The 22,773-nt window shown below is 63.2% G+C and carries 22 protein-coding genes and 1 riboswitch; of the genes, 4 read left to right on the top strand and 18 right to left on the bottom strand.

Features of this window, described 5'->3' with window-relative positions; all coding sequences use genetic code 11:
- Nucleotides 1-164: 164 nt before the first annotated feature.
- The 8 genes from DVU99_RS13630 to DVU99_RS13595 form a co-directional block, all read right to left on the bottom strand.
- A complete protein-coding gene (locus DVU99_RS13630; protein WP_114240771.1) occupies nt 165-1,814 on the bottom strand; it encodes a Na+/H+ antiporter in 1,650 nt (549 codons plus the stop codon).
- A 54-nt stretch (nt 1,815-1,868) separates the two neighbouring features.
- Complete coding sequence (locus DVU99_RS13625; RefSeq protein ID WP_114240770.1) at nt 1,869-2,375, bottom strand: DoxX family protein; 507 nt, start codon at nt 2,373-2,375, stop codon at nt 1,869-1,871.
- Nucleotide 2,376: 1 nt separating this feature from the next.
- Complete coding sequence (locus tag DVU99_RS13620) at nt 2,377-3,192, bottom strand: DUF2063 domain-containing protein (RefSeq protein WP_114240769.1); 816 nt, start codon at nt 3,190-3,192, stop codon at nt 2,377-2,379.
- Between the two features lie 10 nt (nt 3,193-3,202).
- Nucleotides 3,203-4,183: a hypothetical protein gene (locus tag DVU99_RS13615; RefSeq protein WP_114240768.1), complete on the bottom strand. Its 981-nt coding sequence runs from the start codon at nt 4,181-4,183 to the stop codon at nt 3,203-3,205.
- 54 nt (nt 4,184-4,237) lie between these two features.
- Nucleotides 4,238-5,128 carry a DUF692 domain-containing protein gene (locus tag DVU99_RS13610; protein ID WP_114240767.1) on the bottom strand — a complete coding sequence of 297 codons (891 nt, stop codon included), beginning with the start codon at nt 5,126-5,128 and terminating at the stop codon, nt 4,238-4,240.
- A 151-nt stretch (nt 5,129-5,279) separates the two neighbouring features.
- The gene (locus DVU99_RS13605; protein WP_114240766.1) at nt 5,280-5,612 is read right to left on the bottom strand and encodes a DUF2282 domain-containing protein; all 333 of its coding nucleotides are present in this window, start codon (nt 5,610-5,612) and stop codon (nt 5,280-5,282) included.
- Nucleotides 5,613-6,055: 443 nt separating this feature from the next.
- Entirely contained in the window at nt 6,056-7,012 is a 957-nt protein-coding gene (locus DVU99_RS13600) for an AraC family transcriptional regulator (RefSeq protein WP_114240765.1), read from the bottom strand.
- 209 nt (nt 7,013-7,221) lie between these two features.
- Nucleotides 7,222-8,190: an AraC family transcriptional regulator gene (locus DVU99_RS13595; protein WP_232823609.1), complete on the bottom strand. Its 969-nt coding sequence runs from the start codon at nt 8,188-8,190 to the stop codon at nt 7,222-7,224.
- 160 nt (nt 8,191-8,350) lie between these two features.
- Between DVU99_RS13595 and DVU99_RS13590 the strand changes: the two genes are divergently transcribed.
- The gene (locus DVU99_RS13590; RefSeq protein ID WP_114240763.1) at nt 8,351-9,322 is read left to right on the top strand and encodes an alpha/beta hydrolase; all 972 of its coding nucleotides are present in this window, start codon (nt 8,351-8,353) and stop codon (nt 9,320-9,322) included.
- A 120-nt stretch (nt 9,323-9,442) separates the two neighbouring features.
- On the opposite strand, the gene DVU99_RS13585 is transcribed toward DVU99_RS13590, so the two are convergent.
- Nucleotides 9,443-9,898 carry a MerR family transcriptional regulator gene (locus tag DVU99_RS13585; protein WP_114240762.1) on the bottom strand — a complete coding sequence of 152 codons (456 nt, stop codon included), beginning with the start codon at nt 9,896-9,898 and terminating at the stop codon, nt 9,443-9,445.
- Between the two features lie 80 nt (nt 9,899-9,978).
- On the opposite strand from DVU99_RS13585, the gene DVU99_RS13580 reads away from it, so the two are divergent.
- The gene (locus DVU99_RS13580) at nt 9,979-11,256 is read left to right on the top strand and encodes an NADH:flavin oxidoreductase/NADH oxidase family protein (protein WP_114240761.1); all 1,278 of its coding nucleotides are present in this window, start codon (nt 9,979-9,981) and stop codon (nt 11,254-11,256) included.
- 112 nt (nt 11,257-11,368) lie between these two features.
- Here the strand turns inward: DVU99_RS13580 and DVU99_RS13575 are convergent, their stop codons facing one another.
- The 7 genes from DVU99_RS13575 to DVU99_RS13545 form a co-directional block, all read right to left on the bottom strand.
- The gene (locus DVU99_RS13575; protein WP_157971444.1) at nt 11,369-11,719 is read right to left on the bottom strand and encodes a DUF190 domain-containing protein; all 351 of its coding nucleotides are present in this window, start codon (nt 11,717-11,719) and stop codon (nt 11,369-11,371) included.
- A gap of 20 nt (nt 11,720-11,739) precedes the next feature.
- The gene (locus tag DVU99_RS13570) at nt 11,740-13,047 is read right to left on the bottom strand and encodes a voltage-gated chloride channel family protein (RefSeq protein WP_114240759.1); all 1,308 of its coding nucleotides are present in this window, start codon (nt 13,045-13,047) and stop codon (nt 11,740-11,742) included.
- A gap of 81 nt (nt 13,048-13,128) precedes the next feature.
- A riboswitch (Fluoride riboswitch) is annotated at nt 13,129-13,195 on the bottom strand.
- Nucleotides 13,196-13,408: 213 nt separating this feature from the next.
- Nucleotides 13,409-14,047 carry an isochorismatase family cysteine hydrolase gene (locus DVU99_RS13565; protein ID WP_114240758.1) on the bottom strand — a complete coding sequence of 213 codons (639 nt, stop codon included), beginning with the start codon at nt 14,045-14,047 and terminating at the stop codon, nt 13,409-13,411.
- Nucleotides 14,048-14,090: 43 nt separating this feature from the next.
- Nucleotides 14,091-14,786 carry a dienelactone hydrolase family protein gene (locus tag DVU99_RS13560; protein WP_114240757.1) on the bottom strand — a complete coding sequence of 232 codons (696 nt, stop codon included), beginning with the start codon at nt 14,784-14,786 and terminating at the stop codon, nt 14,091-14,093.
- 39 nt (nt 14,787-14,825) lie between these two features.
- Nucleotides 14,826-15,308, bottom strand: a complete 483-nt coding sequence (locus tag DVU99_RS13555) for an SgcJ/EcaC family oxidoreductase (protein WP_157971443.1) — start codon at nt 15,306-15,308, stop codon at nt 14,826-14,828.
- Between the two features lie 116 nt (nt 15,309-15,424).
- Nucleotides 15,425-16,078 carry a DUF998 domain-containing protein gene (locus DVU99_RS13550; RefSeq protein ID WP_114240755.1) on the bottom strand — a complete coding sequence of 218 codons (654 nt, stop codon included), beginning with the start codon at nt 16,076-16,078 and terminating at the stop codon, nt 15,425-15,427.
- 529 nt (nt 16,079-16,607) lie between these two features.
- Nucleotides 16,608-17,426: an SDR family oxidoreductase gene (locus tag DVU99_RS13545; RefSeq protein ID WP_198670320.1), complete on the bottom strand. Its 819-nt coding sequence runs from the start codon at nt 17,424-17,426 to the stop codon at nt 16,608-16,610.
- 763 nt (nt 17,427-18,189) lie between these two features.
- On the opposite strand from DVU99_RS13545, the gene DVU99_RS13535 reads away from it, so the two are divergent.
- Complete coding sequence (locus DVU99_RS13535; RefSeq protein ID WP_157971442.1) at nt 18,190-20,997, top strand: autotransporter outer membrane beta-barrel domain-containing protein; 2,808 nt, start codon at nt 18,190-18,192, stop codon at nt 20,995-20,997.
- Between the two features lie 15 nt (nt 20,998-21,012).
- Nucleotides 21,013-21,222, top strand: coding sequence for a hypothetical protein (locus DVU99_RS13530; protein ID WP_114240752.1), 210 nt, complete (start codon nt 21,013-21,015; stop codon nt 21,220-21,222).
- On the opposite strand, the gene DVU99_RS13525 is transcribed toward DVU99_RS13530, so the two are convergent.
- Together DVU99_RS13525 and DVU99_RS13520 are read right to left on the bottom strand one after the other, a co-directional pair.
- Nucleotides 21,219-22,535, bottom strand: coding sequence for a cytochrome P450 (locus DVU99_RS13525; protein ID WP_114240751.1), 1,317 nt, complete (start codon nt 22,533-22,535; stop codon nt 21,219-21,221). The genes DVU99_RS13530 and DVU99_RS13525 overlap by 4 nt on opposite strands.
- Nucleotides 22,532-22,762 carry an acyl carrier protein gene (locus DVU99_RS13520; RefSeq protein WP_114240750.1) on the bottom strand — a complete coding sequence of 77 codons (231 nt, stop codon included), beginning with the start codon at nt 22,760-22,762 and terminating at the stop codon, nt 22,532-22,534. The genes DVU99_RS13525 and DVU99_RS13520 overlap by 4 nt, the downstream gene beginning before the upstream one ends.
- Between the last annotated feature and the right edge of the window lie 11 nt (nt 22,763-22,773).

The following is a 22,773-nucleotide window of genomic DNA, read 5'->3' as shown; positions in this document are numbered from 1 at the left end:
CGTGCGAGCCCATGGCCCGGCCCGCTGCAGGCAAACTAGACAGCCGGCCAGGTGGGGATTTCGTGAATGCGAAGCCGGGCCACACGCGTGCTGCGACGCGGGCAGGCTCGCCATGCCGGGTATTCCATCGGTGGCTGGGGTTCGCCGCCATCGGTGTCGGTGGGTCAGGTCGTGCGTCGCCGCGCCAAGAGCTGGGATTCCTGCAGGTCGATCTCATAGACCAGGTCACGGATCAGCTCCTGGCTTTGGTGGCCCGTCCGCGCCGCGCCGTACATCTCCTTGCGCTCCGCATCCAGCGCCATCAGGCGCAGCCTGTCCTCGATCTCGCTCGATGGCCGGGCCGACGGATGTTCGGCGATGTTCGACGAGCCGGCAGCGATCCGTTGGCGGTAATCCGCCGAAACCCGCGCCGCGGCCTGTGCGTAGATGTCGGCGTTGAGGCCGCGCGCCGCCGGTTCGCGTAGCGCTTGCTCGATGGCGTCCAGCGCGGCCCGGGCGGAGAGCGAGCGGATGTCGCGCTCTTCCTGGTGCAGGTTGTTGCCTGCGAGCCTGAGTGGCCAGGTGGCCGCCACCAGCCCGACCGGCGCGGCTACCAGCGAGACCACGATCACGCCGGCGGCAATCAGGATGGCCAGGTCACGAGCGGGCCAGGCCACCCCGTCATGCACAGTCAAGGGAATGGCCATGGCTGCCGCAAGCGTCACTGCGCCGCGCGCTCCGGCGAAGGCGGTGATGGCGACCAGGCGCGCTCGGCCGGCACGGGCCGCGCCGGCCAGGTGCTCGCCAAGCATGGAGCGCACGCCCAGGGTCACCCAGGCCCAGGCGGCGCGAATGACGCTGAGGACGACGCAGATGGCAAGCACATAGATCATGAGCCAAAGCTTGTTGTGCTCGCCTGTCTGCTCGATGGCCGCGCCGGCGCGGGAAAGGATGCCCGGCAGCTGATGGCCAAGCAGCACGAAGATCACCCCGTTGCCGGCGAACTGGGCGGCGTCCCATACCGCGGAGCGCCGGATGCGCGTGATGGCGGATGCGCGCCCGGCCCGTTCCTCCATGCCCATGATGATGCCGGCCGCGACGGCAGCCAGGATGCCGGAAGCGCCGACCGCGTCTGCCAGCAGGTAAGCGGCGAACGGAATGATCAGGCTCACCAGGATCTGCGCGCCTACCTCTTCGCCGAATCTTCGCGTGACCCAGTCCTTGGCGACGTTGGTCACCAGGCAGGTGGCGACGCCCGCCAGCAGCCCGCCGACGGCCAGCCAGGCGAAAGTGCCGACGGCACGCCACGCTGCGAATTGGCCGGTCAAGGCTGCGGCCACGGCAAAGCGGAAGCACACCAGGCCGGAGGCATCGTTGAGCAGCGACTCGCCCTCCAGGATCACCATAAGGCGCCGGGGTAGCGGCACGCGCTCTGCCAGCGAGGACACGGCGATGGTGTCGGTGGGTGAAAGAATGGACGCCAGCGCGAACGCCGCCGGCAGGGTAAATGCCGGAATCATCCAGTGAATGAAGAGGCCGGCGCCGATGACCGTGAGCAGCACGAGGCCGAACGACAGGGAGAGGATGGTTCCCTTGTCCCGGAACAGGCCCTCCCGCGGGATGCGCCAGCCATCAAGGAACAGTAGCGGCGCCAGAAACAGCAGGAAGAAGACGCCCGGTTCCAGCGACACCTGGTAGCTGGTCAGTCGCGCCGCCACCGCGCCCAGCGCGATCTGCACGATGGGCAAGGGCAGAGCAGGCGCCAGCGAACGCACCACGATGGAGCTGAGCACGACAAGGGCGAGCAGGAGAACGATGAACGCAATGGTGTCCATGGTGGTCTCCCGGAATCGTGATGTGCTCGTTCGCGCCGGCCCGAGTCCTGTGGCCTATCGCGCCGCGGGCACGCCACGGCGCGCCCGAAGCATCTCCAGCGCATGATCCAGGGAGAGTGACCCGGCCCCGAGCGCCATGATGGCCAGTGCAAGTGATGCCCAGTACAGGTGGAAGTTGACCCACGCATCGGGAAACACCAGTTGGATCACCGCGGTCATGATGAGCAGGCCGAGGGCGGCGAAGCGCGTCGCCAGGCCGGCGAGCAGCAGCAAGGGAAGCACGATTTCCGCGCAGCCCACCAGAAAGGCCACCTGGTCGGGCGCCGGAATGGCATAGAGATGGCCGAAGACATGCAGCTTGAACTGGTCTTCGAACAGATAAGTCGTGCCCGGCGAAATGGACAGGAAGCCATCCCAGCGCGTGCGGCCGGATCGAAGAAAGGGCAGTGCCAGCGCAATGCGTGCGGCGATCGGCGCCAGCGCCAGGCCTATCCAGGTGACGGCATCCAGTATCCGGTCCAGTAGCGTTGCCCCGCCGGGCTGTGATGAGGGATGGGTCATGTCATCCACCTGCCAGATTGGGGTGCGCTTGGGCAAACGAGGCGCCAATGACCAGCCGGGCATCGACCAGCACCGCCATGCTGGCCACCAGGTCGAACGGGTCGTTGCCTGCCAGAGCCCGTTCGGTGGCGCCCACCAGCGAACACCCCCTGGACAGGGCTTGAAAGAACCCGGCGCCGCCCCTGGGCAGTCGATGCACCTCGACGTTCGCCTCCGGCCGGACCATCAGGATGTCCTCCGGACCGTCATCGAGATGGATCTCCCGGTCGCCGGACGATCCCGTGTTCGCCTCCCAGATCGCGAGCGCCGGGAACGCGGATTGAAGTACCCGCACGGAGGGATGCAGCTGGAGCGTCAGTCGGCGCAAGTCCTCGCCAACCAGCGCCTCGCGAAGGCGAGGTGTCGGCAGGGGCGATGCCTCCGCCGAGTGATACGCCTCCACCCAGCATCGCTCGATGCGCGCCACGTCGCCCAGATAAGGCAGTTCGGCGGCGGCGGGAAAAGCATCGATGAAAGCCGGAAAGTCCGCGCCGTAATCGAACATCATCGGGGTGACGGGCGGGTGCGCCATTACATAGTCCCGCGCCATGGCCTTGAAGAAGGCTTTGCCGACCAGGCGTGCCGTGGCCGGGTACGCGTCCAGTAGCGTGGACACCTGTCCCGCCACCACATTGTTCCGGTAGACATTGAAGCGCCGCTCACTCGGCTTGCCATTGGGCCCAATCACGCCTTCGGGCACCGGAAGGCGTGCGTCGAGCAGTGCTTTGCAAAACGCGTGCTGGTGCGAGTGCGCAACCACTGGTTGGGAAGTGTGCATGGTGTCGGGCTCAGAGCGGCATGGCGCGGCGGAGCACATTGGTCCAGAACGCGCGAAGTTGTTCGACGCCACCTGCCGTGGAGCTCCAGAGCGTGGCATCGCTCACCAGCAGCGTCCCCTGGAATACACCGGGAGCTGACTGCAGCAGTGCATCGAACGTGCGCAGACCTTCCAGTTGGGCAGGATGTGCCGGGGCGCTCAGGGCAATGTCCTGCCGCACCAGTACATCGAGCGCGGACAATGCGGGGCCCACGCGCTGCAGGTGTGGCAGATGCGGGTGGGCATTGAAAGCGTTCACGCCCTGCAGGAGATGCCAGCGGTCCAGTGAGCGGTCGGCGTGGAATGGCCAGGGCGCGCTGGATGCGTCGAGCCGCGGGCGAAGCCCGAACTGGTTCTCCACCGGCATGTCCAGCGCCGCCAACAGGGATCGGGCGAAACCGCTGAATCGCTGCTGGGGTGGAATGGTCCGGTCGCCGTGGTGGTAGAACTCCTGCTCCTGCCGTGCAGGCTGTGCGTCCTCGGCAATGCCGTTGACGTCACCGATGTCGTGGTGTGGGCACACAAACAACAGGTGATCGGGGTGCGCCAGGAACCGGCGGATGGCCTCGACTTCCTTGGTGGTCGGTGCCTGGCGACTGCAGAGCGAATCCAGGCTGATGACGATGAGCGTGTCGACGTCGCGCAGCAGCTCATCGTTGATCTCCTGCGCCAGCCCATCGTCGCCCATGCGCTCGATGACCGGTACCGGGTGCTGCGTGATGGCTTCGGCATGCTCGGCGAAGGCTGTGAAGTTGGGTTTCTGGATGTGGTCGAGAAACCCGCCGATGCCCTGGTCGTACAGGTCGATGTGCGAGAACGCCTCATACCTGGGATAAAGCATGCGACGGCTCTCGAACAGCGCCGGGAAGCGGTTGTTGATGTTGGTGAGCGGCGCATCGACCTCGTCGGGCCGGCTCCAGGAGAAGTACAGGACGACTTGCCGCTCGGACATGGACATACTCCGGCCTACCTCGGGGTGCGTGAATGTTGAAGGTCGCCATGCACATCAGCAGACCGCCGCCTGAGCAACGGCATCCGCCAGCTGGGCTTCCGCAAGTAGCGTGTCGAGCCCGGGAATTTCCGCATCCCACTCGATCAGGGTGGAGACCGCCCCCGTCCTTCGCACGGCATGCGCGTAAAGCGACCAGACGGCATCGTCGACCGGTTTGTCGTGCGTGTCTATCAGGAGCGGCGAACCATCGATGTCGCATTCGCGTGTGTGGCCGGCGAGATGGATTTCACCGACAGCCGCCAGGTTGATCTGTGCGATATACGCATACGGATCGAAACCGTGATTGGTAGCCGAGACAAACACATTGTTGACGTCCAGCAGCAGTCCGCAACCGGTACGCCGAACGACCTCGTTGATGAAGTCGGGCTCGCTGTAGCAGCTCTCGGCGAACTGGACGTAGGTGGAGGGGTTCTCCAGCAGTATCTGTCGGCCGAGAAAGGACTGGGTGGTATCGATGTGCTCGACCACGCGGCGCAAGGTGGCAGAGGTGTAAGGCAAGGGCAGCAGGTCGTTGAGGAATCCCGCCGAATGCGTGGACCACGCCAGGTGCTCGGAAAACAACGCCGGCTGATAGCGCTCGATGAGCCTCTTGAGCCGCTGCAGGTGGGCCTGGTCCAGCGCATGGCAGGCCCCGATGGACAGGCCCACGCCGTGCAGCGAGATGGCGTAGCACTCGCGGATGGCCGTGAGGTAACGATGAGGTGGCCCGCCGGCGCCCATGTAGTTCTCCGCGTGAATCTCGAAGAAGCCAAAGGGCGGCCGCTGCTCGAGAATGGCCCGGTAATGCATGGGCTTGAGTCCGGCGCCAGCCCGAAACGACGTCGATTTCGCTGGTCGCAGGGGGAGGGTGCCGCCATGGCTGCACACGTCGCTGATGATCTTCATGTCGAGACTCGGGATGCCATGTCGATACTCGTCGGTGCCAGGGCGGCGAGCCCGCGGGCAGTCATGGGTTGACCGCGGCAGCACATGGGAGGGCGCCCGGCGTCATGACGGTTGGCGGGTCGGGCATCGTGGCGCCCGACCCGCCTGATCGTCAGACCTTGGGCTTCAGGCTGCCATAGCCATTCGGCGTCTTGATCGACTCGCAGGTGCCCTTCGGCACGAGCTTGAACGAGTTGCCCTGGTAGTCCGCCGTGCTGGTGCCTGCGCAAGTGGTACCCGCGCCTGCATAGCAGTCGTTCTGGCCCTTGAGCGCGGTGCCGAAGCACGGCTCCACCTTGCCGGACTTCACCCGTGCGGTGTTCTCCGCCTGGATTTTCTTCTGTTGGGGCGTGAAGTCCTGGGCCATGGCGGCGGTGGTAATCATGCCGCCCATGACAGTGGCGATGGCGCCCGCGACAAGCGCGGGGATCTTGTAGTTTGACATTGGTGTTCTCCATTGTGCTTGGGTGTTGTTGCACTTGAACGTGGCTGCGTGAAAGCCAGTCGCCTACCAAAGACCCGCCACGCGGCATGGGTTCGACATCCGCCAGACATTCCTTTCCTGGGACGCTTCCCGATGGTTCGTGATGCGGGACGCGGCCCTGGCCTGGTCAGTCGAATCCATGGTGCCCATGGCATGCGGCCATCGACGCGGTGTCAGCAAAGATTCGCCACTGACGCGTTTTCCGCGTGAGGGAAGCCTAGCTCCGGGGTGCTTGGCGATGATTGAGCATTCTTGCGTGCGATGGATCGCGATTGCTCAGGAGGTGCGGGCGCGATCCGTGCGCGCATGTCGCGCGCCACGCGGATGCGGCGCGGTCAGCGGGCCTGGGGATTTCGCATGGAAAGTGACGATGCAGGAGCGATCGTGGATGCAGTCGGGTCGACTCAATCGCCAGGCGGTTGGCGCCTGCCCGGGCGACGACGACCTTGCTCCCGCGCGAACGCGGCAGGCGTGCAGCCCGCATGGAAATGGAAGCGTCGCGTGAAATGGCTTTGGTCGGCGAAGCCGGTCATCAGCGACACCTCGGCGAGGGACAGGTTCGTTTCCACGATGAGCACCTGGGCGCGCCGGATGCGGCATTGCTCCACGAAGCTGAAAGCCGTGCTGCCCGTGCTTTGCTTGAAGATGCGGCAGAAGTGAAAGCGGCTTACGTTCACCTGCGCGGCCAGCTCATCGAGGCTGATGCTTCGGTGCAGATTGTCCTCGACAAAGGCGGTGAGGCGCGCCATCTCCAGTCGACCGAGCGAGCGGCCGCGATCGGACTCGATGACGCCGAAGATGTTGTATCGGCGGATCAGGTGGGCGGCGATGGCGGTTGATAGTGCATCGACGATAAGCACCTGGCAGGGGTGAGAGTCCAGTTCCATCTCGGCCAGGAAGGTCTGTACCAGTCGCCCTATGACCGGATCGAACGTCTCGAAGACGTTGCGAAGCTCCACCTGGGGCACCGCGCGCTCACCCAGCTGCTCCGCCGCCGAAGCAACCAGCGAAATCGGCACGCGCAAACGGGCCGAAGGAGTGGCGTCACCCTCCCAGCACGATGGATAGCCGGCCGGCATGATCAGCGAGTGTCCCGCCTTGATCACGCTGCTGTGCGTGCTTCCACCGCGAACCTGGGTCAGCTTGGCGCTGCCGGACGAGCAGTAATGGATCATGTGGTGATCCAGGCCGGCGTAACCTTCGGCAACGCCGGGGTAGGCGCGATGCACATCGACCGTCACGCCGCCCCAGCCGCGTCCGCGCGTAGTCGCCAAGGGCATGTGCGGCCTGGCATACAGGATCTCGTCGATCGAGATCAGCTTTTGATCGAGGGACGAAAAGGTTGCGCTTTCAATGGCCATGAACCTTTCCCGTCAGCAAGAAGCCAGCCCGCTGGCATTCGCGAGTCGATCGGGTCGCGCTCGTGATGGCGCTGTTGTTGCCCATCCACGTCCCGCGCCGCTATCTTGAGCCCAGGCGCCGCCCCGTGTTCTTGCCGCATTTTGCTCCGGGTGGCATGGCGTTGCGTTAGGAAAAGGTGTGCGCCTGCTCGGGTTCCGGGCCTGGGTGATTACCCGGCCTTTTTCTGCGCCCGGCTGGGGGCTGTGCCGGTCCATCGTTTGTAAGCCTGCGAAAACGAGGACAAGTCGCTGAAGCCGAGCGCATGGGCGATCTCGCCCATGGAAAGGCAGCCCTCCGCAAGGAGCGCCTGTGCACGCCGTTGGCGAACGTCATTGGAAATGTCGCGGAACGAAACGCCTTCCTCGCTCAGGCGGCGCTTGAGCGTGCGCTCGCTGGTGTTGAGCAGCGCTGCGAGATCCTTCAGTTGCGGCGGGCGGTCGAACGCATGGGGCGAAAGGTATTCGGCCACGAACGACGCGATGTCGAGGCGCACCCGCCTGCGGGAAAGCAGCTCCGCACACAAGCGTTCGCACATCGCTGCAGTGGCGGCATTGGCCTGGGGCAATGGCCGTTCCAGCAAGGAATCGTTGAAAGCGATGGCGTTGGTGCGCTGCCCGTACAGGATGTGCGCCCCCAGCACCTGCCGCCGGGCCCCGGGGCTTGCATCGGCGGTGACCTCAAAACGTTCGAGTTCGAAATCGCTGCCAATGACATCGCGCAATACCCGGCAAGTAGCCCCCATGGCACGCCCGACAAAAAAGTGCCGCAACTCGATGGGAAGCTCCGGCGCGGGCTTGAAGGTCACCACCTGGCGGTGCCCGTCGCGGGAAAACGTGATGGCAACGTAGGCGTAGGTCAGCGCGAGATAGCGCTGCACCAGCGCAATGGCCTGGTGTCCCGTCGCGCTGCTCAACATGCCGTACCCCAGCAGCCCGTAAGTCGACAGACGGTAGGACAGGCCAAGCTTCAGGCCCAGACTGGCCTCCTGTCCGGTCCATGCCAGCAGGTTCGATGCAACGGCCAGTTCCTGCGCCGCGGTAACCGTGAAATCGGAGTCGGCAAGCTGGCCCGGGGTGAGGCGAGTGCCCTTGAGCAAGGCGGCTGGCGAGATGTTGCGTTCACGCCCATACTCGATCATCAGGAGCACGGAGGCCGGGCTGCGAGCGAAATTCCAGTGGCTCATGACGTGCCGCTGCGACTAGGTTGGCCCGAATTCTAAAGCGAATGGCCTGCCGCGACATGGCCGGCATGGGGGGGCGGTTGCACCATGACACCACCCTTCCTGGTACGAGCCTGTCATGACCACTTCATCACCCACTTATGCAGAGCAGTCCGCGTGGCGTGAGATGCAGCGATTCCTGCCCCAAACGTTCCAATGGGGGCAGGATCAATGCCCGCGCGAGGAATGGTGGGACTGGCAGGGCCACCGCATCCATCTCGACGCGTACCGCAACCCTCAGGCAAAGGTGAAGGTCGTGCTGTTTCACGGCGTCGGCACCAATGGCCGGCAGATGTCGATGATCCTGGGCGAGCCACTGGCGCGACGCGGTTACGAGACGATCTCCATCGACATGCCGGAATACGGCATGACCCGAGTGGCCAAGGGCGCGCTGGTTCGCTATGACGACTGGGTGCGCGCCGGCAGTGATTTTGTCGATGCCGAACTGGCCAGGGACCACCGCCCAGTGGTCCTGTACGGCCTGAGTGCAGGTGGCATGCTCACCTACCACGTGGCTGCCATGAACCGGAAGGTCAGTGGCATCGTCGGCATGACCTTTCTTGACCAGCGTCTGCAGCAGGTGCGCGACGAAACTGCCCGGAACCTGCTCATGAGCCGGATCGGCGTGCCCATGGCTGCGATCGCCGCAAAGACGCCACTGAAGACCCTGCGCATGCCCATGCGCCTGGCCAGCAAGATGCACACGCTGGTCAACAACAAGGCTGCATTGAAGGTCTGGCTGTCCGACAAGAGTTCGGCGGGCAACGCGATGACCATGGCATTCCTGGCGTCCTATGCCGCCTACCGGCCCGCGCTGGAGCCGGAGGCTTTCGACATCTGCCCGATCCTGCTGACCCAGCCTGCGGCCGATCGATGGACGCCACTGCATCTCAGCGAGCCGTTCCTTGGGCGTATCAGGCAGGTTCCGGCAAAAACCGTGATGCTCGAGAACGCGGGGCACTATCCGCTGGAGCTTCCGGGCTTGCCGCAGCTGGTGGATGCCGTGGACGCGTTCTGCCAGGCCGTGACGGGCGAGGCCGGGCGGCGCTGATGCCGACGACGAACGCAGCAGAGAGCGCGAGCGTGGAGGCAGGGGGCGTCCGTAAGCGCAGGCATCGCCCTGATGCGGCTCGGTTGAGCCAACTTTAGGGTCAAGCCTGGCGACGATGAATCAGCCAGTGGGGCCGCGCTTGGTCCTGGAGGGTCTGGCAGCCGTGCCCGGCTCCGAGTGAAGGCGCTCCAGCACCCACTGGGCGCGCTCCGCGCAGCTGACGTCCTGCGGGCGATTCCTGATGCTGTTCAGCACCGTGTTGAGCTGCCGCTTGGTGGTGGCGAGGCGGCGTTGCATGGCCTCGATCTCGGCGAGCTTGCGCTGTATGGCATCCACCAGTTCATCGTGCTGCCAGCCTCCCTTGGATGCGACGGGCAACAGGTGGCGGATCTCGTCCAGGGTGAAGCCCGCATCCTGCGCACTGGTGATGATGTTGAGAGTGGCCAGCGCCTCAGGCGGGTAGTCTCGGTAGCCGTTGGCCTGGCGGTCGACGGCCTGGATCAGGCCGCTGGCCTCGTAGAAGCGAATGCGGGAGGCGGTCAGGCCGCTTTGCCTGGCGAGCTCGCCAATCTTCATGTGTTCGGGCCCGGGAAACGGTTGACCTTAAAGTTAACTTTAAGCTTAAGGTGTGCCTGTCATCGCCGAAGGTACCCCTCATGAACCTGTTCGACAAGCTGGTGCTTCCCAATGGTTCGGTCATCCCCAATCGCATCGGCAAAGCCGCGATGGAGGAGAACATGGCCGACGCCGACCAGGCGCCATCCGAGCCGCTGATGCGCCTGTATCAGGCATGGGCCGATGGCGGGGCCGGGCTGTTGATTACCGGTAACGTGATGGTGGATGGCCGTGCCATGACCGGGCCGGCGGGCGTCGTGCTTGAAGATGCCAGCCGCCTGGAACAGTTCAGGCGCTGGGCGCTGGTCAGTCGCTCGAAGGGCGCGCAGGCGTGGCTGCAGATCAACCATCCGGGCCGCCAGATGCAGGCAAATCTCGGTCAGCCGACCTGGGCACCATCCGCCGTGCCGCTGGAGCTCGGCAACATGTCCAGGCTCTTCAATACGCCCCAGGCGATGACCGAGGCCATGATCGACGAAGTAATCCGGCGCTTTGCCCGCACCGCGAATCTGGCGGAAGCTGCGGGGTTCACGGGCGTGGAAATCCACGCGGCACACGGTTACCTGTTGAGCCAGTTTCTGTCGCCGCTCACCAACCGGCGAACCGATTCGTGGGGCGGTCCGTTGGCTAGCCGCGCGCGCCTGTTGATCGAGATTGTCCGGGCGGTGCGTGCCGTGGTTTCGCCGGCCTTTGCCGTGGCCGTCAAGCTCAATTCCGCGGACTTTCAGCGTGGCGGGTTCAGTGCTGACGACGCCAAGGAGGTGGTGAAGCTGCTCAATGGGCTGGCCGTGGACCTGGTCGAAATCTCCGGCGGCAGCTACGAGGCGCCGGCCATGCAAGGGCAGGCACGTGACGGCCGCACCCTGGCGCGGGAAGCGTACTTCCTGGAGTTTGCCCGTGACATTCGAGCAGTGGCGCGGATGCCGGTGATGGTGACCGGCGGCATTCGCCGACGCCAGGTGGCTGAGCAGGTGATCGACAGCGGCGTGGACATGGTTGGCATGGGCACCGCGCTGGCCATCGATCCGCAATTGCCGGAACACTGGCGGTCGGGTGTCGAGAGTGTGCCAAGCTTGTCGCCCATCACCTGGAAGAACAAGCCGCTGGCATCCCTGGCGAACATGGCTGCGGTACGGCATCAGATGCGCAAGGTCAGCAGTGGCAAGGCACCCAATCCGCGCGTGTCGCCATTGCGCGCCCTGATTGAGCAGCAGGTGTCCACCTCATGGCGCACGCGGCAGTACCGCAAGTGGATTGCCCGGCACTCCATGCAGGGCTCGCGTGGGACGGCGCCAGGCCTGGACACCAGGTCGGCATGACGCGCGCTTTGCCTGCCCATGCGCCACGTTCACGGCCCCCGGGGTCGGCGGCCACTGCGCGCCGCGCGAGTTTTCCGGCGGCCATCGGGACGCTCGTGCGGCGACCGGAGACTTAGCTGGGCGGAGCCAAGGCGCCTTCGCAGGGAAGAAACAACGCACGTACATTCTTGAGCTGATGTGCATGATCGTCCCAGAACGCCCGCAGCTTGCTTTCGACGTCGATGAGCTCGATGCAGTGTGGAAGATGAGGGTGGACGTGATCGACATGCCGAAGAATCGGCCGGCCGCCCGACAGGTAGCCCCCATGTACCCGATGGACCAGCACTTGTTCGATGCCCCTGCCATGGGCGGATTTCATGATGTGCGAGGCCAGGCTTGGCCGGGTGAGCCGATGCCAGAATTTGTCGTGCTCGACCTTGTCGGCGTGATGGAAGTAGAGGCGCAGCGCTGCCAGCTTGTTCATCGTTGCAGTCATGAATGGTTTCAGGGATTGGAAGTGGAGGCAGGGACCCGGCGTGCGCGGCGAAGCGCTGGGATGTCCGCAAGGCGGGTCCCCTCCGGCCAATGCAGGTGCTTGGCGTGACCCACGCGCTGGGCGCGGTAGATGCCGGTGTGACCCGAGAAAAGATAAGCCACCACGCACGCCATTCCGGCGTAGGCGCCGATTTCCGAGCCGAACAGCTCCATAGCCATGATGGTGGAGGCGATCGGCGTATTGGCCGCGCCAGCGAAGACCGCAACGAAACCCAGGCCGGCCAATAGCGGGAAGGGCAGCGGCAGGATGTAGCCCAGCGCGTTACCCAGGGTGGCCCCGATATAGAACAGCGGAGTGACCTCGCCCCCCTTGAATCCGGATGCCAGGGTCATGGTGGTAAAGGCGAATTTACCGCCGAACTCATAGGCGGGCAGCGGATGCAGGAACGCAGCCTGCATGGTGGGTATGCCCAGGCCAAGGTATTGCTGGCAGCCGATGGCATAGGCCGCTACTGCGACAACTGAGCCGCCCAGGAAAGGCCTCAGGGGCGGATATTTGATCGCGCGCTTGAAGAAGGCCGAGAGTGCGTGCGTGGCATTGGCGAATAGCATGCCGACAATGCCAAAGCAGATGCCGGCCACGATGGTCGAAAGCACGCCTTGCCAGCTCATGTGCGGGACGGCTGGCGTTGCGTAGACCGCATGGTGAACCCCAAGATGCAGGGTCACCTGGTCGGCGATCGCGGCGGACAGCATGCAAGGCAGCAGCGCGTCGTAGCGGAGCTTGCCAATGGCCAGTACCTCAAGGCCGAAGATGGCTCCGGCAACCGGCGTGCCGAACACGGAAGCAAAGCCCGCACTGATGCCGGCCATCATCAGGATGCGCCGATCCTCCGCGCCCAGGCCCAGGCGATGGCTAACCTGATCTGCGATGGTGCCGCCCATCTGCACGGCCGTGCCTTCGCGTCCTGCCGACCCGCCGAACAAATGCGTAATGACCGTGCCGCCGAAGACGAGGATGGCCATCCGCTTGGGAACCAGCTTCTTGGGGTCGTGTATTTCGTCGATCAGGAGGTTGTTGCCCCCTTCGACATCCTTGCCGACACGGTGATACACCCAGCCCACGACGAGGCCGGCGACGGGCAGGAGCGCCAGCATGAAGTCATGGGTGGTTTGCTGCTGCGTGGCCCATTCAAGGGACCACAGGAAGAGGGCGGAAGCGCAGCCAATGAGGCCGCCAGTGATGGCTGAGAGCACCAGCCAACGTCCGAGGAAGGGCATCATGGCCGCCTGCTCGGGCACCGTTACACGTTTCATCAGGTCTCCAGGTATGAATGGATCAGACCCGGACAGGTGCAGGCGGCAGGCATAAAAAAAGCCTACGACCTCCCTGCCAGGGAATTCGTAGGCATCATCAGCCGATGTTTTCGGCGGTTCGCGGAGGAATGCCATCTCCGTGGGCGAAGTATAACAAATCACTGTTGCGCCGCAACGCGATCATCGGCGCGCCCCTGGTTGGCCGGCATTCGGGAGCGAATCGGCACGCGCAGGGTGAATGGAGCTTGTGGCGATAGGCGCAGTGTTGACTCCGGCACCGGGACCTTGCTCCCGCCACGGCAACGGTGACTGACGGGCGTTACCGAGGCGCCGCTGGGCCGCTGCATGCGGCCCCTGGCGACTACTCCACTGGCCGGAGCGATAGCCTGCCGATGACCTCATCCGTCGAGAGCAGGGCGTTCGCATAGGCCGGCATGTTGAACTTGAGCGAGGCCTCCATTTCCGCGTGGCCAAAACTGCCTATGGCGTCCTTGATGACGGTCACCTCGTAGCCTAATTCCGCCGCGAACCGTAACGTGGACTCGATGCAGGTGTTTGCGCGCATGCCGATGACTATGAGCTTGCGCAGGCCGTGCTTCTTGAGCTGGAGATCGAGGTCGGTGTTGGCAAACCCGCTGGACATCCAGTGCTCCTGCGCCACCACGTCACCGTCCCTGGGCTCGAAGTCCGGATGAAAGCTGCCGCCCCAGGTGCCATCCGCGAACACGCGGCCCTTGTAGGCACCGGCTTGCACCGGAGGCATCGTCTTCCAGTGGAGATGCATATCGCTCTCGCGCCATCGGTGGTGCGGAGCAATAAACACCTGCATGCCTCGCGACCTCGCGGCGGCGAGCACCTGGCGCATATGCTCGACGACATGCAGCGACTCAAGCGTCTCCCGGCTCAGCTCGTAGAGCTTTCCGCCTTCGGACAGGAAATCGTTGTAAGGATCGACGATGAGCAAGCCGGTCAGTTCGGGCTCGTAAGTCGTCTCGGTCATGATCTGCCCTCGTTCGACGGCCGGGGCCCATGGTGATCAACCCTCAACCCAGGCTTTGGTGAAGGAATTGATAGGTCCTGGCGTGGGCAAGTGATGCCGCAGCCGCGTCGTAGTGTGCTCCGCCGTGCCGCGAGAACGCGTGACGCTGGCCCGGGTAGCTGTAGACGGTTGCATTGGGGTTGCTGGCAAGCACCTCCCTGATGGCGGCCTGTGCGGACTTCGGAATGAACTCGTCTTCCTCGCCCAGGTGCATCAGCAGCGGCGCGCGAAGCCTGCCTGACTCGCCGAGGTACTTGTCGGTGTCGCTGCCGTGGTAAGCAACCGCGGCGTCGACGTCGGAGCGAACCGCCGTCAGGAAGACCATCAGCGCACCAAGGCAGTAGCCAAGAACACCCACCTTGCCGTTGCATCCGGGCAGGCGCGAAACCGCCTTGATGGTGTCCTCCACATCGCGCACGCCCGCGTCGCGATCATAGGCCTGGTAGAGCCGAACCCCGTGTTGCCAGTCCTCCGCGGAGGTGACGCTCAGGCTCAAGCCGGGCTCCAGGCGCCAGAACAAGTCGGGCGCCACTGCAAGGAAACCTTGCTCGGCGAGCTCATCGCAAGTCGCGCGAATGTCGGCATTGACGCCGAACAGCTCCTGCAAGACGACGATGGCCGGGGCTGGCCGCCCTTCTGGCCGTGCAACGTAGGCTCGGAACTCACCGTCGCGCCCTTCTATGGTGACGTAGTCGTTCATCGAAATCTCCCGGCCAGATCGTCGCCAATGAGAACAGTATCATCGGACAATGTCAGTGTTCTGGGTCACCGAGATCAGCCAGCCGGCGCCAGACCGAACCAGAACATTGGTGAGGATGCCGGTGCGGTCCGGCACGGGATCTCCCTTCATTGTGGTTTGACCCACAAGATGCCACGTGGATCTCGTCACAATGACATCCCGACCAAGTTGCCTGACCGTCGTGTCATCAACAGTCAACCGGCTTTTCTTGAAGATCGTCGAGTGTACAAACGTGGTCGCCTCCTTGATGGCTGGGCGACCGCGCCATCGGGTACCCTCGACGTTGACGAAATCGGCATCTTCGGCAAACAGCTTCGCGAAGGCATCCATGTCGTGCTCGTTCCACGCGCGCTCCATGGCCGTAATGGTCGAGCGTGCCGCGTCGGCATCACGACTGTTGCTATCGGCGTGGATGACCGGCATGAAGAGAAGGGCGAGAGCCGCCAAGAAAATGATGCCCGCCTGTCGCAGCAACGTATTCATGCGAAAACCCTCCTGGTTAGGTTTGTCACATTGGTCGTGGCGCATTGAGCCCGGCGACATGCCTCGTGGTGAATCTTGATGCATGCAATTCCGCCCAGGCTTGTGCACCCCATGGGTCAAGTGTCATCGCCACGTAGTGGCCTGGATGGAAGAGTGATCTGACGCAGCCTTATCGTGATGAACAGCAGCCAGCAGATCATGATGACGACGAAAAGCCTGTTCGCCAGACCGAACGGCATGCCACGATGCAGGGTCTTGAGCTGTAAGACCAATGCCAGGGCGAGCAGCAACGCATAGACGGCGCATCCCCGTCGATATGCGCGCCAGCGGGAGTCATGGGATGCAATGACGGCAAGCGTGGCGGCGGCCAGCACAAGGCACGCGACATTGACGTAGAAGCTCATGGCATGGATATCACCAGATGTGGTCGACGGCGCACCCGGCAGGTCGGTCGGGAAAGTCGCGGTGACGACGGACCCCGCCGACGCGATGACGAACATGACTGCCGCCAGCCACGCCGCCACGGACTTCGTGTGGCTGGTCACGAGGGCCAGGCCAAGCATCAGGCATCCGAGGCCCATGCTGGCGAATGCGGTCGTCATGACGCTGCCCCAGGGGCCGACGGCATAGTCGCTGATCATGTGGGCCGACGGTGCATAGTCGGGTCTCAGCACGTGCATTACCGCGAGGCCAACGGCAAAGGCCGCAAAACACGCAACGGCGGCGTTCGCGAAGCGAGCGGCGAACGCATCGTATGTCACGGGCATCATGAACACTCCTTTGCGAGTCGGCCGAGTGGAGTGCGGCGTCAGGCCTGGGGCGTGGCACTGAATTCCACATGCACGCAGATTCGGGCAGGGCGCTCAAACCACACTCGGCGAAACCAGGTTCGATGGTGCGTGCAACACAAGCGGTTGGTGAGTTTACGCGTCCATCTGGCTCAGGCCATTGACCATGATTGCTATGCACATCGACATATCGAGCGTAGCGCCAGGGCCTAATCCATGCCAAATTGACCATCCTGCCCGGCCATTCGCAAGCCGCCGCCTGGAAAAAGTGCCTACAGCGATCCATTGCTGTCGTGGCCATTTCTTCAAGCGCGTCGGCAAAACACCCGGGAGTGAAAGTCTGCGCAGAACGACCGGCGCGACATCAGCGGGGATGTGTGCAACGAGGGTCACCATGACCAGCCGCAGCAACGCGGGCAACTCATTCGTCGAGGCGATCGCAGGCACACATGCCGCACGAATGTGTTCGCGCAATGCAATCCTTGTCCGGGTCAGGATTCGATCGCCCGCTTTATCCGAACTGTGAGCGCATGTAGCTTTCGTAGTCTTCGTCACTCAGCTTTCGGCGTGCGTCGACCAGGTGTTTCACGTCGTTTCCTGCGAAGTAACGCAATCTCTTCGTGCCATCAGTGACAGCGCCGTAAATCACTGCAGCGATGCTTTCTGCACTAGCCATGCCCTTGGCCAGCTTGCCCAGGGCGGCATTGGCCCTTTCCAGGAAGGGGGCATAGCTATCGAGGCCATGGTCGCCAGTATTCAGTTCGGACGAGCGCGCGTGAAAAGCGGTGTCGCCTCCGCCGGGCTCGACGATCTTCACGACGATGTTCTGGGATGCGAGCTCGTAGGACAGGCACTCAGTGAATCCCTCCAGGGCGAACTTGGTCGAAAGGTATATCGAGATGGAGGGCAGTCCGACCAGGCCGCCGACCGAGCTGACGTTGAGGATGAGCCCCTCTTTTTGCTTGCGGAAGATCGGTACGATCGCCCGTATGACGTTCATGACGCCGAATACATTGACGTCGAAGTTGGCCTGGATGCGTTCCGGCGGGATCGTTTCGAATATCCCGTACTGCCCGTACCCTGCGTTGTTGATGACGGCATCGATCTTGCCGAAGTGTTCGATGGTGGCCTTGATGGCCTGATCGATGCTCGAGGGATCGGTCACGTCCAGCTTGGCCACCAACACATTGTCGCGATCGGCGAGGTCTCCAGCGGCCGCAATGTTCCTCATGGTGGCGGCGACATTCCAGTCGTTGTCGGCGAAGAGCTTGGCCGCCGCATGGCCAAACCCCGTGGATGATCCGGTAATGAGTACGGTCTTCTTGTTCACGCTATCCCTCCTCGAATAAGGGAGCTCTTGGCCAGAACGAGGAGACTCGCCTCCTGCTCTGGCATGAGCAATTTCCTGCATTCAACAGTGAGCTGATTCAAAGTCATCGTCCACGCGGCGGAAGCGCTTCCTGTGATTCCGAGCATCGCTCATCCTGAGCGCCACTCCAGGCAGGAATATACGTCGGCCTAATCACGTCCTCGCAGATCAATTCGCTGGACACGAGGCGGAGCGGCGACCCCGGCTCCGCGAAGCAAGGCCAGCCCCGGCCGAGTGCTATGGGATGGAGGATAGAGTCGATATTCGTCAATCAGGCCAAGATCGGTAAGGCGTCCCGCCAAACCCGGCCCACCAAACTCGATGGCAAGTTAACGAGGGTAGAGCAAGGGCGCTGACGACATTCCGCGCCGCCACAGGCGCGGCTTTGCGTCTGTTCACACAGCCTGACCCATCTGCGGTGTCGCATCCGAGAAATGGCCGCCGGAATTATCCGCCTCTCTCGGGCTGGATGCATGCGGTCACGCGCTGTGCCGTTCGGTGCTTCGACTTCAACATCGAGGCAGGGGCGCTTTGCCCGCCTTTGGTGATGGACTCTTGGCGTGGGCCATGCCCCCGCACACCGGCGCACCGCTTGATGAGATCAGATGGATTGTCCGCCGATACCAGGTGTGAGACTCGGGTGTCGACGTCATCTTGACCGGTCCAATGGGACAGTAACGCTGAATGCTACCCGGAGTAGAGTATGCGACGGCGAAGGCTCCTCTTGCTGGCTCCCGCGCTGGCTGCGGGTGTGCCCGCGATGGTTCTGGCCCAGCAGGTCTGCCCCCAGATCCTGTATCCGGACGGGTACGGAAATAGCGGCAATGGCGCGTGCACGATCCCGGCGGGCACCTCCACCAATCGCATTCTGGCCGACGCTGGCACGATCAACGGAAACGCAATTACGGATACGGTGCTCTACGGCAACGCCATCCAGGCCAACGCGGGGGCAGCCATCAACCTTGGCAAGGATGCCACGCTCGGCCCTTCGCGCATCAACGAAGCGTATGGTGGCGGCGGCATCATAGGACTGTATACGCTTGGCGCCGGGGCATCCATCACCACCGACGGCCTGATCGCTGACATGCCGGGAAGCAGTACGGCGATCAAGGCGGAGAACGGTGGCGTCATCCACTTGAACGATGGTACGGAGTTCAATATTCCGGGAGCGGGTGGCGGCGCACACGTCATATGGGCGACGGGCGCTGGAAGCCAGATCCTGTCTGACGGGTTTGTGTTGACAGCGGACATTGGCGGTGGTGGCAATGTAGGCGTGCACAGCGCCAATGGCGGCTATATCGAGATGGATGCAAGCACCATCAGCCTCACATCGAATGGCGGTGGCGAGACAGGCATGCTTGTCGAAGACAGTGCCGAGATCAAGGCGCTAAACACCATGATCACGCTGGACGCCAATAACGCGTACGGCGCCATCGTGAGGAACAACAGCTACCTGTATATGCAGGGCGGTTACTTCGATGCGTACCGCGAAGGCGGGCAGGGGACCATCGGGGTATTCATCAGCGGCAGTGGAACCAATCGCGTAGAGCTGGACGACACCACCATCGAGTCGACCTATGATGCTTTTCAGGTCGACAGCAACGCGACTGCGGATATTACGCTTGACGCTGCCAAAGCAGTGCTCAATGGTGGCGTTGTGTTGCGCACCGGGAGTGGATCGAACACGACGTTCGAAGCGAGCGCCAGTCAGTTCACGGGTGCGATTGTGTCGGCAACGGGTAGCCTGAGCGCAGTCACGATGCAGAATGGCTCGGACTGGGAAGTGACCGCCGACTCAAACATGTCGACGCTCACCAACAGCGCGAGCACGATCCACTTCACGTATCCCTCCGGTGATCCAACCCAGTGGGGAAGTTACAAAGCCATTACGACCGCTGACTACGTCGGTAGCGGGGCGAGTTACCTCGACCTCAATACCTACCTCGGCGAGGATGGCTCGCCGTCGGACCGGCTGGTACTGGTGGGTGGAGCGGCGACCGGCACCACCTACGTTCGCGTGCAAAACACTGCAGGTCCGGGAGCTGAGACTACGGGTAACGGCATCCTGGTGATTGAGGCCGTAAGCGGTGCCGCCACCGCAGTGGGCGCGTTCGTGCAAGAGGGTGAGATTCGTGCAGGCGCATTCGACTACACGCTTCAACGAGGCTCCGTGGATACAAGCTCGCCTCAAAGCTGGTATCTGCGGTCCGGCTTCTCGGTTGCCGTGACTACGCCACCACCGGAACCGCCACCACCGCCTCCGACAACTGGTGGCGGATCCGGTGGTAGTGGAGGCGGAAGCGGCGGCAGTGGTGGTGGATTCGGTGGCAGTGAGTCGGGTGGCGGCAGTAGTGGTGGCGGATCCGGCGGCAGCGAGTCGGGTGGTGGCGGTGGCGAGCCACCAGCACCGCCGCCGGTCGAGCCACCAACGACGGTGACGCCGACGCCCGGGCCGGGTGAGGGTGCCGGAGAGGAGGCTGAGGAGGAGCTCCCGGTGGATCCGCCGCCGGCGGTGCTGCCACCTGGTGAATACCCTACGGTGGGGCCCGAGATCGCGACGTACTCCGTTGTGCAACCCACGGCCAGACAGTTGGGGTTGCTCTCGATCGGCACTATGCACGAACGTATCGGCAACACGGTGCAGGGATCGCCAGATCCGCCGCCGGATGGCCCATTCCAATCGGCATGGGGGCGTATCTACGGCCAGGATGTCACCAATCACTATCTCGCCTTCGTTGATCCGCAGTCCAAGGGTGAGATATTTGGTGCCCAGGTGGGCATCGACGTATGGCACGGCGAGAGCGGCGAGGGGCAGGCCGACACGGCGGGCCTGTACTTCGCCTATGGGCGAGCCAACCTGAGCGTCACAGGGCTGGTGGCCGATCCCGCTGCGCTGGCCTACGACAGAGAACGTACCGGTGATGTTCAGCTCAACGGCTATGCCTTTGCCGGCTACTGGACGCACGTGGGCCCGGGAAACTGGTACATCGATGGCGTTCTGCAAGGCACGCATTACACGGGCGATGCATCGACCCAATACGCAGACCTTTCCACGCCAGGCAATGGTTTCGCGGCATCCATTGAGGGCGGCTATCCATTCCTGCTGGCCGAGCGATCGGGCTTTACGCTGGAACCCCAGTTGCAGTTCATCTGGCAGAGGATTGCCTTTGGCCAGCGCAATGACGGCGAGGGACCGGTGGATCCGGGAAATACGACCGGCACGTCCGGCCGCCTCGGCACACGGGCCCAGTGGACGATAGGACGGAGTCCGGATGTCGTCTGGCAGCCGTATGCCCGCCTGGATTTCTGGCACGACTGGGGCGGGCGAAGCACTACAGACTACGGCGTCGATCAGGTGCCGTTGCTGCAGGGCGCGTCACGCGTCGAGTTGGATGGCGGCCTTACCGCGTCGGTGAACTCCTCCTTCGCGGTCTACGGGCAGGTGGGTTACCAAAAGGCGGTGGGTGGGACCGATGGTGGCGGGCAGCGTCGGTCGGTGGCCGGAAGCCTGGGGCTTCGCTATCGCTGGTAAGAGCAAGAAGTACTCATGTCCACGCTTCGTCCCTGCCAAAACACTGATCCGACCCAGGTGGTCGTGGCGTTGCGCCATGTCGCAGCCACACTGTTGAAGCGTGACCGCGCCGCCATCCATTCGTTGGCACCGATCGAGACGACCTCACTAGCGGGCAAGGCCGTCCGCGACCTGACGCTTTCCATATCGTCACTGAAGTTGTTTGGCCAACCACCGCGAACCTAACCAGCGTCGCCGTCGCGGCGCATCTCATGGGGCATCCGTCGACCGGGGGCGGCACTTCCAAGCCGGCTGGCTATGACAGGCTGTCCGCCCTGGCGAAGCAATTGGGTCTTCCAGTGAAACCGTGGCGGTTCGTATGAGGAAAGCTCGAATTGCGCGTTTTGCAGCAAGGTGAAAAGGATCGCCATGAGCTCCACCCGGGCGAACTGCTTGCCGCCACAGATGCGCGGACCGAGACTGAAGGCGCTGCGTAGGCCGGCCGTGTTTCCACGACTTGCGTCGTCACTCATGTCAAGCGCCCACGGGTCCTCTCGATATCGACGATCGTGCTGAATACCGACGAACGAGATCAATACGCCTTGGTTCGGGGCGATGTCCCGCCCGTCGATGCGGTCGTGGTCAACAGTCCGGCGGGCGATGATGGGCGTGGGCGGATATAGCCGCAGCGCTTCGGAAAGCAGGGCAGAGAGACCGGTGAATTCCGCCAGGGCGCTCCATCCGTACTCTTCCAATCGAGAAGCCAGCGCCATGGCCTGCCCGCGTAATTCCTGCTGTATCTCAGGATGAGCGGCCAGTAGATAGATCGCCCAGCCGGCAGTGGCCGCAGAGGTCTCCGAGCCGGCAGCAAGGAACGAGAGAAGCTCTTGCTCAAGCACGACATCGACATGCGGATTACGATCCGCCGCGATCATGTCGTCCAGCAGAGGGGATGAGCAAAGTCCACCGTCCCGAAATGCCCGCAGATCATCCAGCACACTGCGGCGTAGCGACGGCAGTCGGCGAAGCAGGTCGCGCGGAGCTGACCCGGCGTAACCGGTGGGCACGAAGGAATAGGCGGCGCCATACTCGAGAAGTTCAGCGATATGGCCAAGATCGATGCCGCTCTCGTATAGCGGAATATCGAAGAAATTCTCAACCAGAACCGATGCGGTCATTTGCCTGAGAATCGCATCGTCCAGAATAGTGGCTCCGGCGGCGCTCGCCGAAATCATGCGCTGGGCTGCTTCCGTCGCGTAGCGGCTGGCCAATCGCATGGCTTTATCGCGATCGAAATGAGTCAGGTAGTGGTGGCTGAGCTTCCGCCGAAGCTCCCAGGCGTCTCCATCCTCCGAGAAGCGCGAACGTCCGAGGGTCTGGCGAAACCAGCTCATGTTCTTGCGAAAGTTGCTGGCACGCTGGCACAAAACGTAATTGGCATCCTCGTGGCGCTGAATCAGCAGCGTGGGAATGCCATTGAGTTCCATCTCAACGTTGCATCCGTTGTGCTCCCGGGCATAAACATACAGCGCGTTGCAGATGTCGGACGGGTGCATCATTGATAGCGGTCGATGAGTTCGGCAAGGTCGCGAACGGTATGCAGGCTGATCAGGTCGACGGGGTCAATGCTTTTGCCGAGAAGGTCCTCAAGCTCCGTCGCAATCGTCGCGAATGAAATGCTGTCAAGCTCCTTTATCGATTGCAGGGACGCGTCATCACCAATCATCTCGACGGGAATGAACAGGCTTCCCGACAGAATCTTCTTGGCTTTTTGAAGGGCAATCACGTCATTGGCTC

Source organism: Dyella sp. C9, assembly GCF_003332825.1.
In the GTDB taxonomy this organism is placed as follows: Bacteria; Pseudomonadota; Gammaproteobacteria; order Xanthomonadales; family Rhodanobacteraceae; genus Dyella.
This window is presented reverse-complemented; position numbering and strand designations above follow the sequence as displayed.

Excerpts from the sequence above, each read along its gene's own strand:
- DVU99_RS13615 (WP_114240768.1), bottom strand. The coding sequence starts at position 4,183 with ATGTCCGAGCGGCAAGTCGTCCTGTACTTCTCCTGGAGCCGGCCCGAC.
- DVU99_RS13625 (WP_114240770.1), bottom strand. The coding sequence starts at position 2,375 with ATGACCCATCCCTCATCACAGCCCGGCGGGGCAACGCTACTGGACCGG.
- DVU99_RS13565 (WP_114240758.1), bottom strand. The coding sequence starts at position 14,047 with ATGACCGAGACGACTTACGAGCCCGAACTGACCGGCTTGCTCATCGTC.
- DVU99_RS13555 (WP_157971443.1), bottom strand. The coding sequence starts at position 15,308 with ATGAATACGTTGCTGCGACAGGCGGGCATCATTTTCTTGGCGGCTCTC.
- DVU99_RS13560 (WP_114240757.1), bottom strand. The coding sequence starts at position 14,786 with ATGAACGACTACGTCACCATAGAAGGGCGCGACGGTGAGTTCCGAGCC.
- DVU99_RS13610 (WP_114240767.1), bottom strand. The coding sequence starts at position 5,128 with ATGAAGATCATCAGCGACGTGTGCAGCCATGGCGGCACCCTCCCCCTG.
- DVU99_RS13570 (WP_114240759.1), bottom strand. The coding sequence starts at position 13,047 with ATGAAACGTGTAACGGTGCCCGAGCAGGCGGCCATGATGCCCTTCCTC.
- DVU99_RS13550 (WP_114240755.1), bottom strand. The coding sequence starts at position 16,078 with ATGATGCCCGTGACATACGATGCGTTCGCCGCTCGCTTCGCGAACGCC.
- DVU99_RS13530 (WP_114240752.1), top strand. The coding sequence starts at position 21,013 with ATGTCCACGCTTCGTCCCTGCCAAAACACTGATCCGACCCAGGTGGTC.
- DVU99_RS13575 (WP_157971444.1), bottom strand. The coding sequence starts at position 11,719 with ATGAACAAGCTGGCAGCGCTGCGCCTCTACTTCCATCACGCCGACAAG.
- DVU99_RS13605 (WP_114240766.1), bottom strand. The coding sequence starts at position 5,612 with ATGTCAAACTACAAGATCCCCGCGCTTGTCGCGGGCGCCATCGCCACT.
- DVU99_RS13590 (WP_114240763.1), top strand. The coding sequence starts at position 8,351 with ATGACCACTTCATCACCCACTTATGCAGAGCAGTCCGCGTGGCGTGAG.
- DVU99_RS13580 (WP_114240761.1), top strand. The coding sequence starts at position 9,979 with ATGAACCTGTTCGACAAGCTGGTGCTTCCCAATGGTTCGGTCATCCCC.
- DVU99_RS13620 (WP_114240769.1), bottom strand. The coding sequence starts at position 3,192 with ATGCACACTTCCCAACCAGTGGTTGCGCACTCGCACCAGCACGCGTTT.
- DVU99_RS13525 (WP_114240751.1), bottom strand. The coding sequence starts at position 22,535 with ATGATGCACCCGTCCGACATCTGCAACGCGCTGTATGTTTATGCCCGG.
- DVU99_RS13595 (WP_232823609.1), bottom strand. The coding sequence starts at position 8,190 with ATGATCGAGTATGGGCGTGAACGCAACATCTCGCCAGCCGCCTTGCTC.
- DVU99_RS13630 (WP_114240771.1), bottom strand. The coding sequence starts at position 1,814 with ATGGACACCATTGCGTTCATCGTTCTCCTGCTCGCCCTTGTCGTGCTC.
- DVU99_RS13600 (WP_114240765.1), bottom strand. The coding sequence starts at position 7,012 with ATGGCCATTGAAAGCGCAACCTTTTCGTCCCTCGATCAAAAGCTGATC.
- DVU99_RS13585 (WP_114240762.1), bottom strand. The coding sequence starts at position 9,898 with ATGAAGATTGGCGAGCTCGCCAGGCAAAGCGGCCTGACCGCCTCCCGC.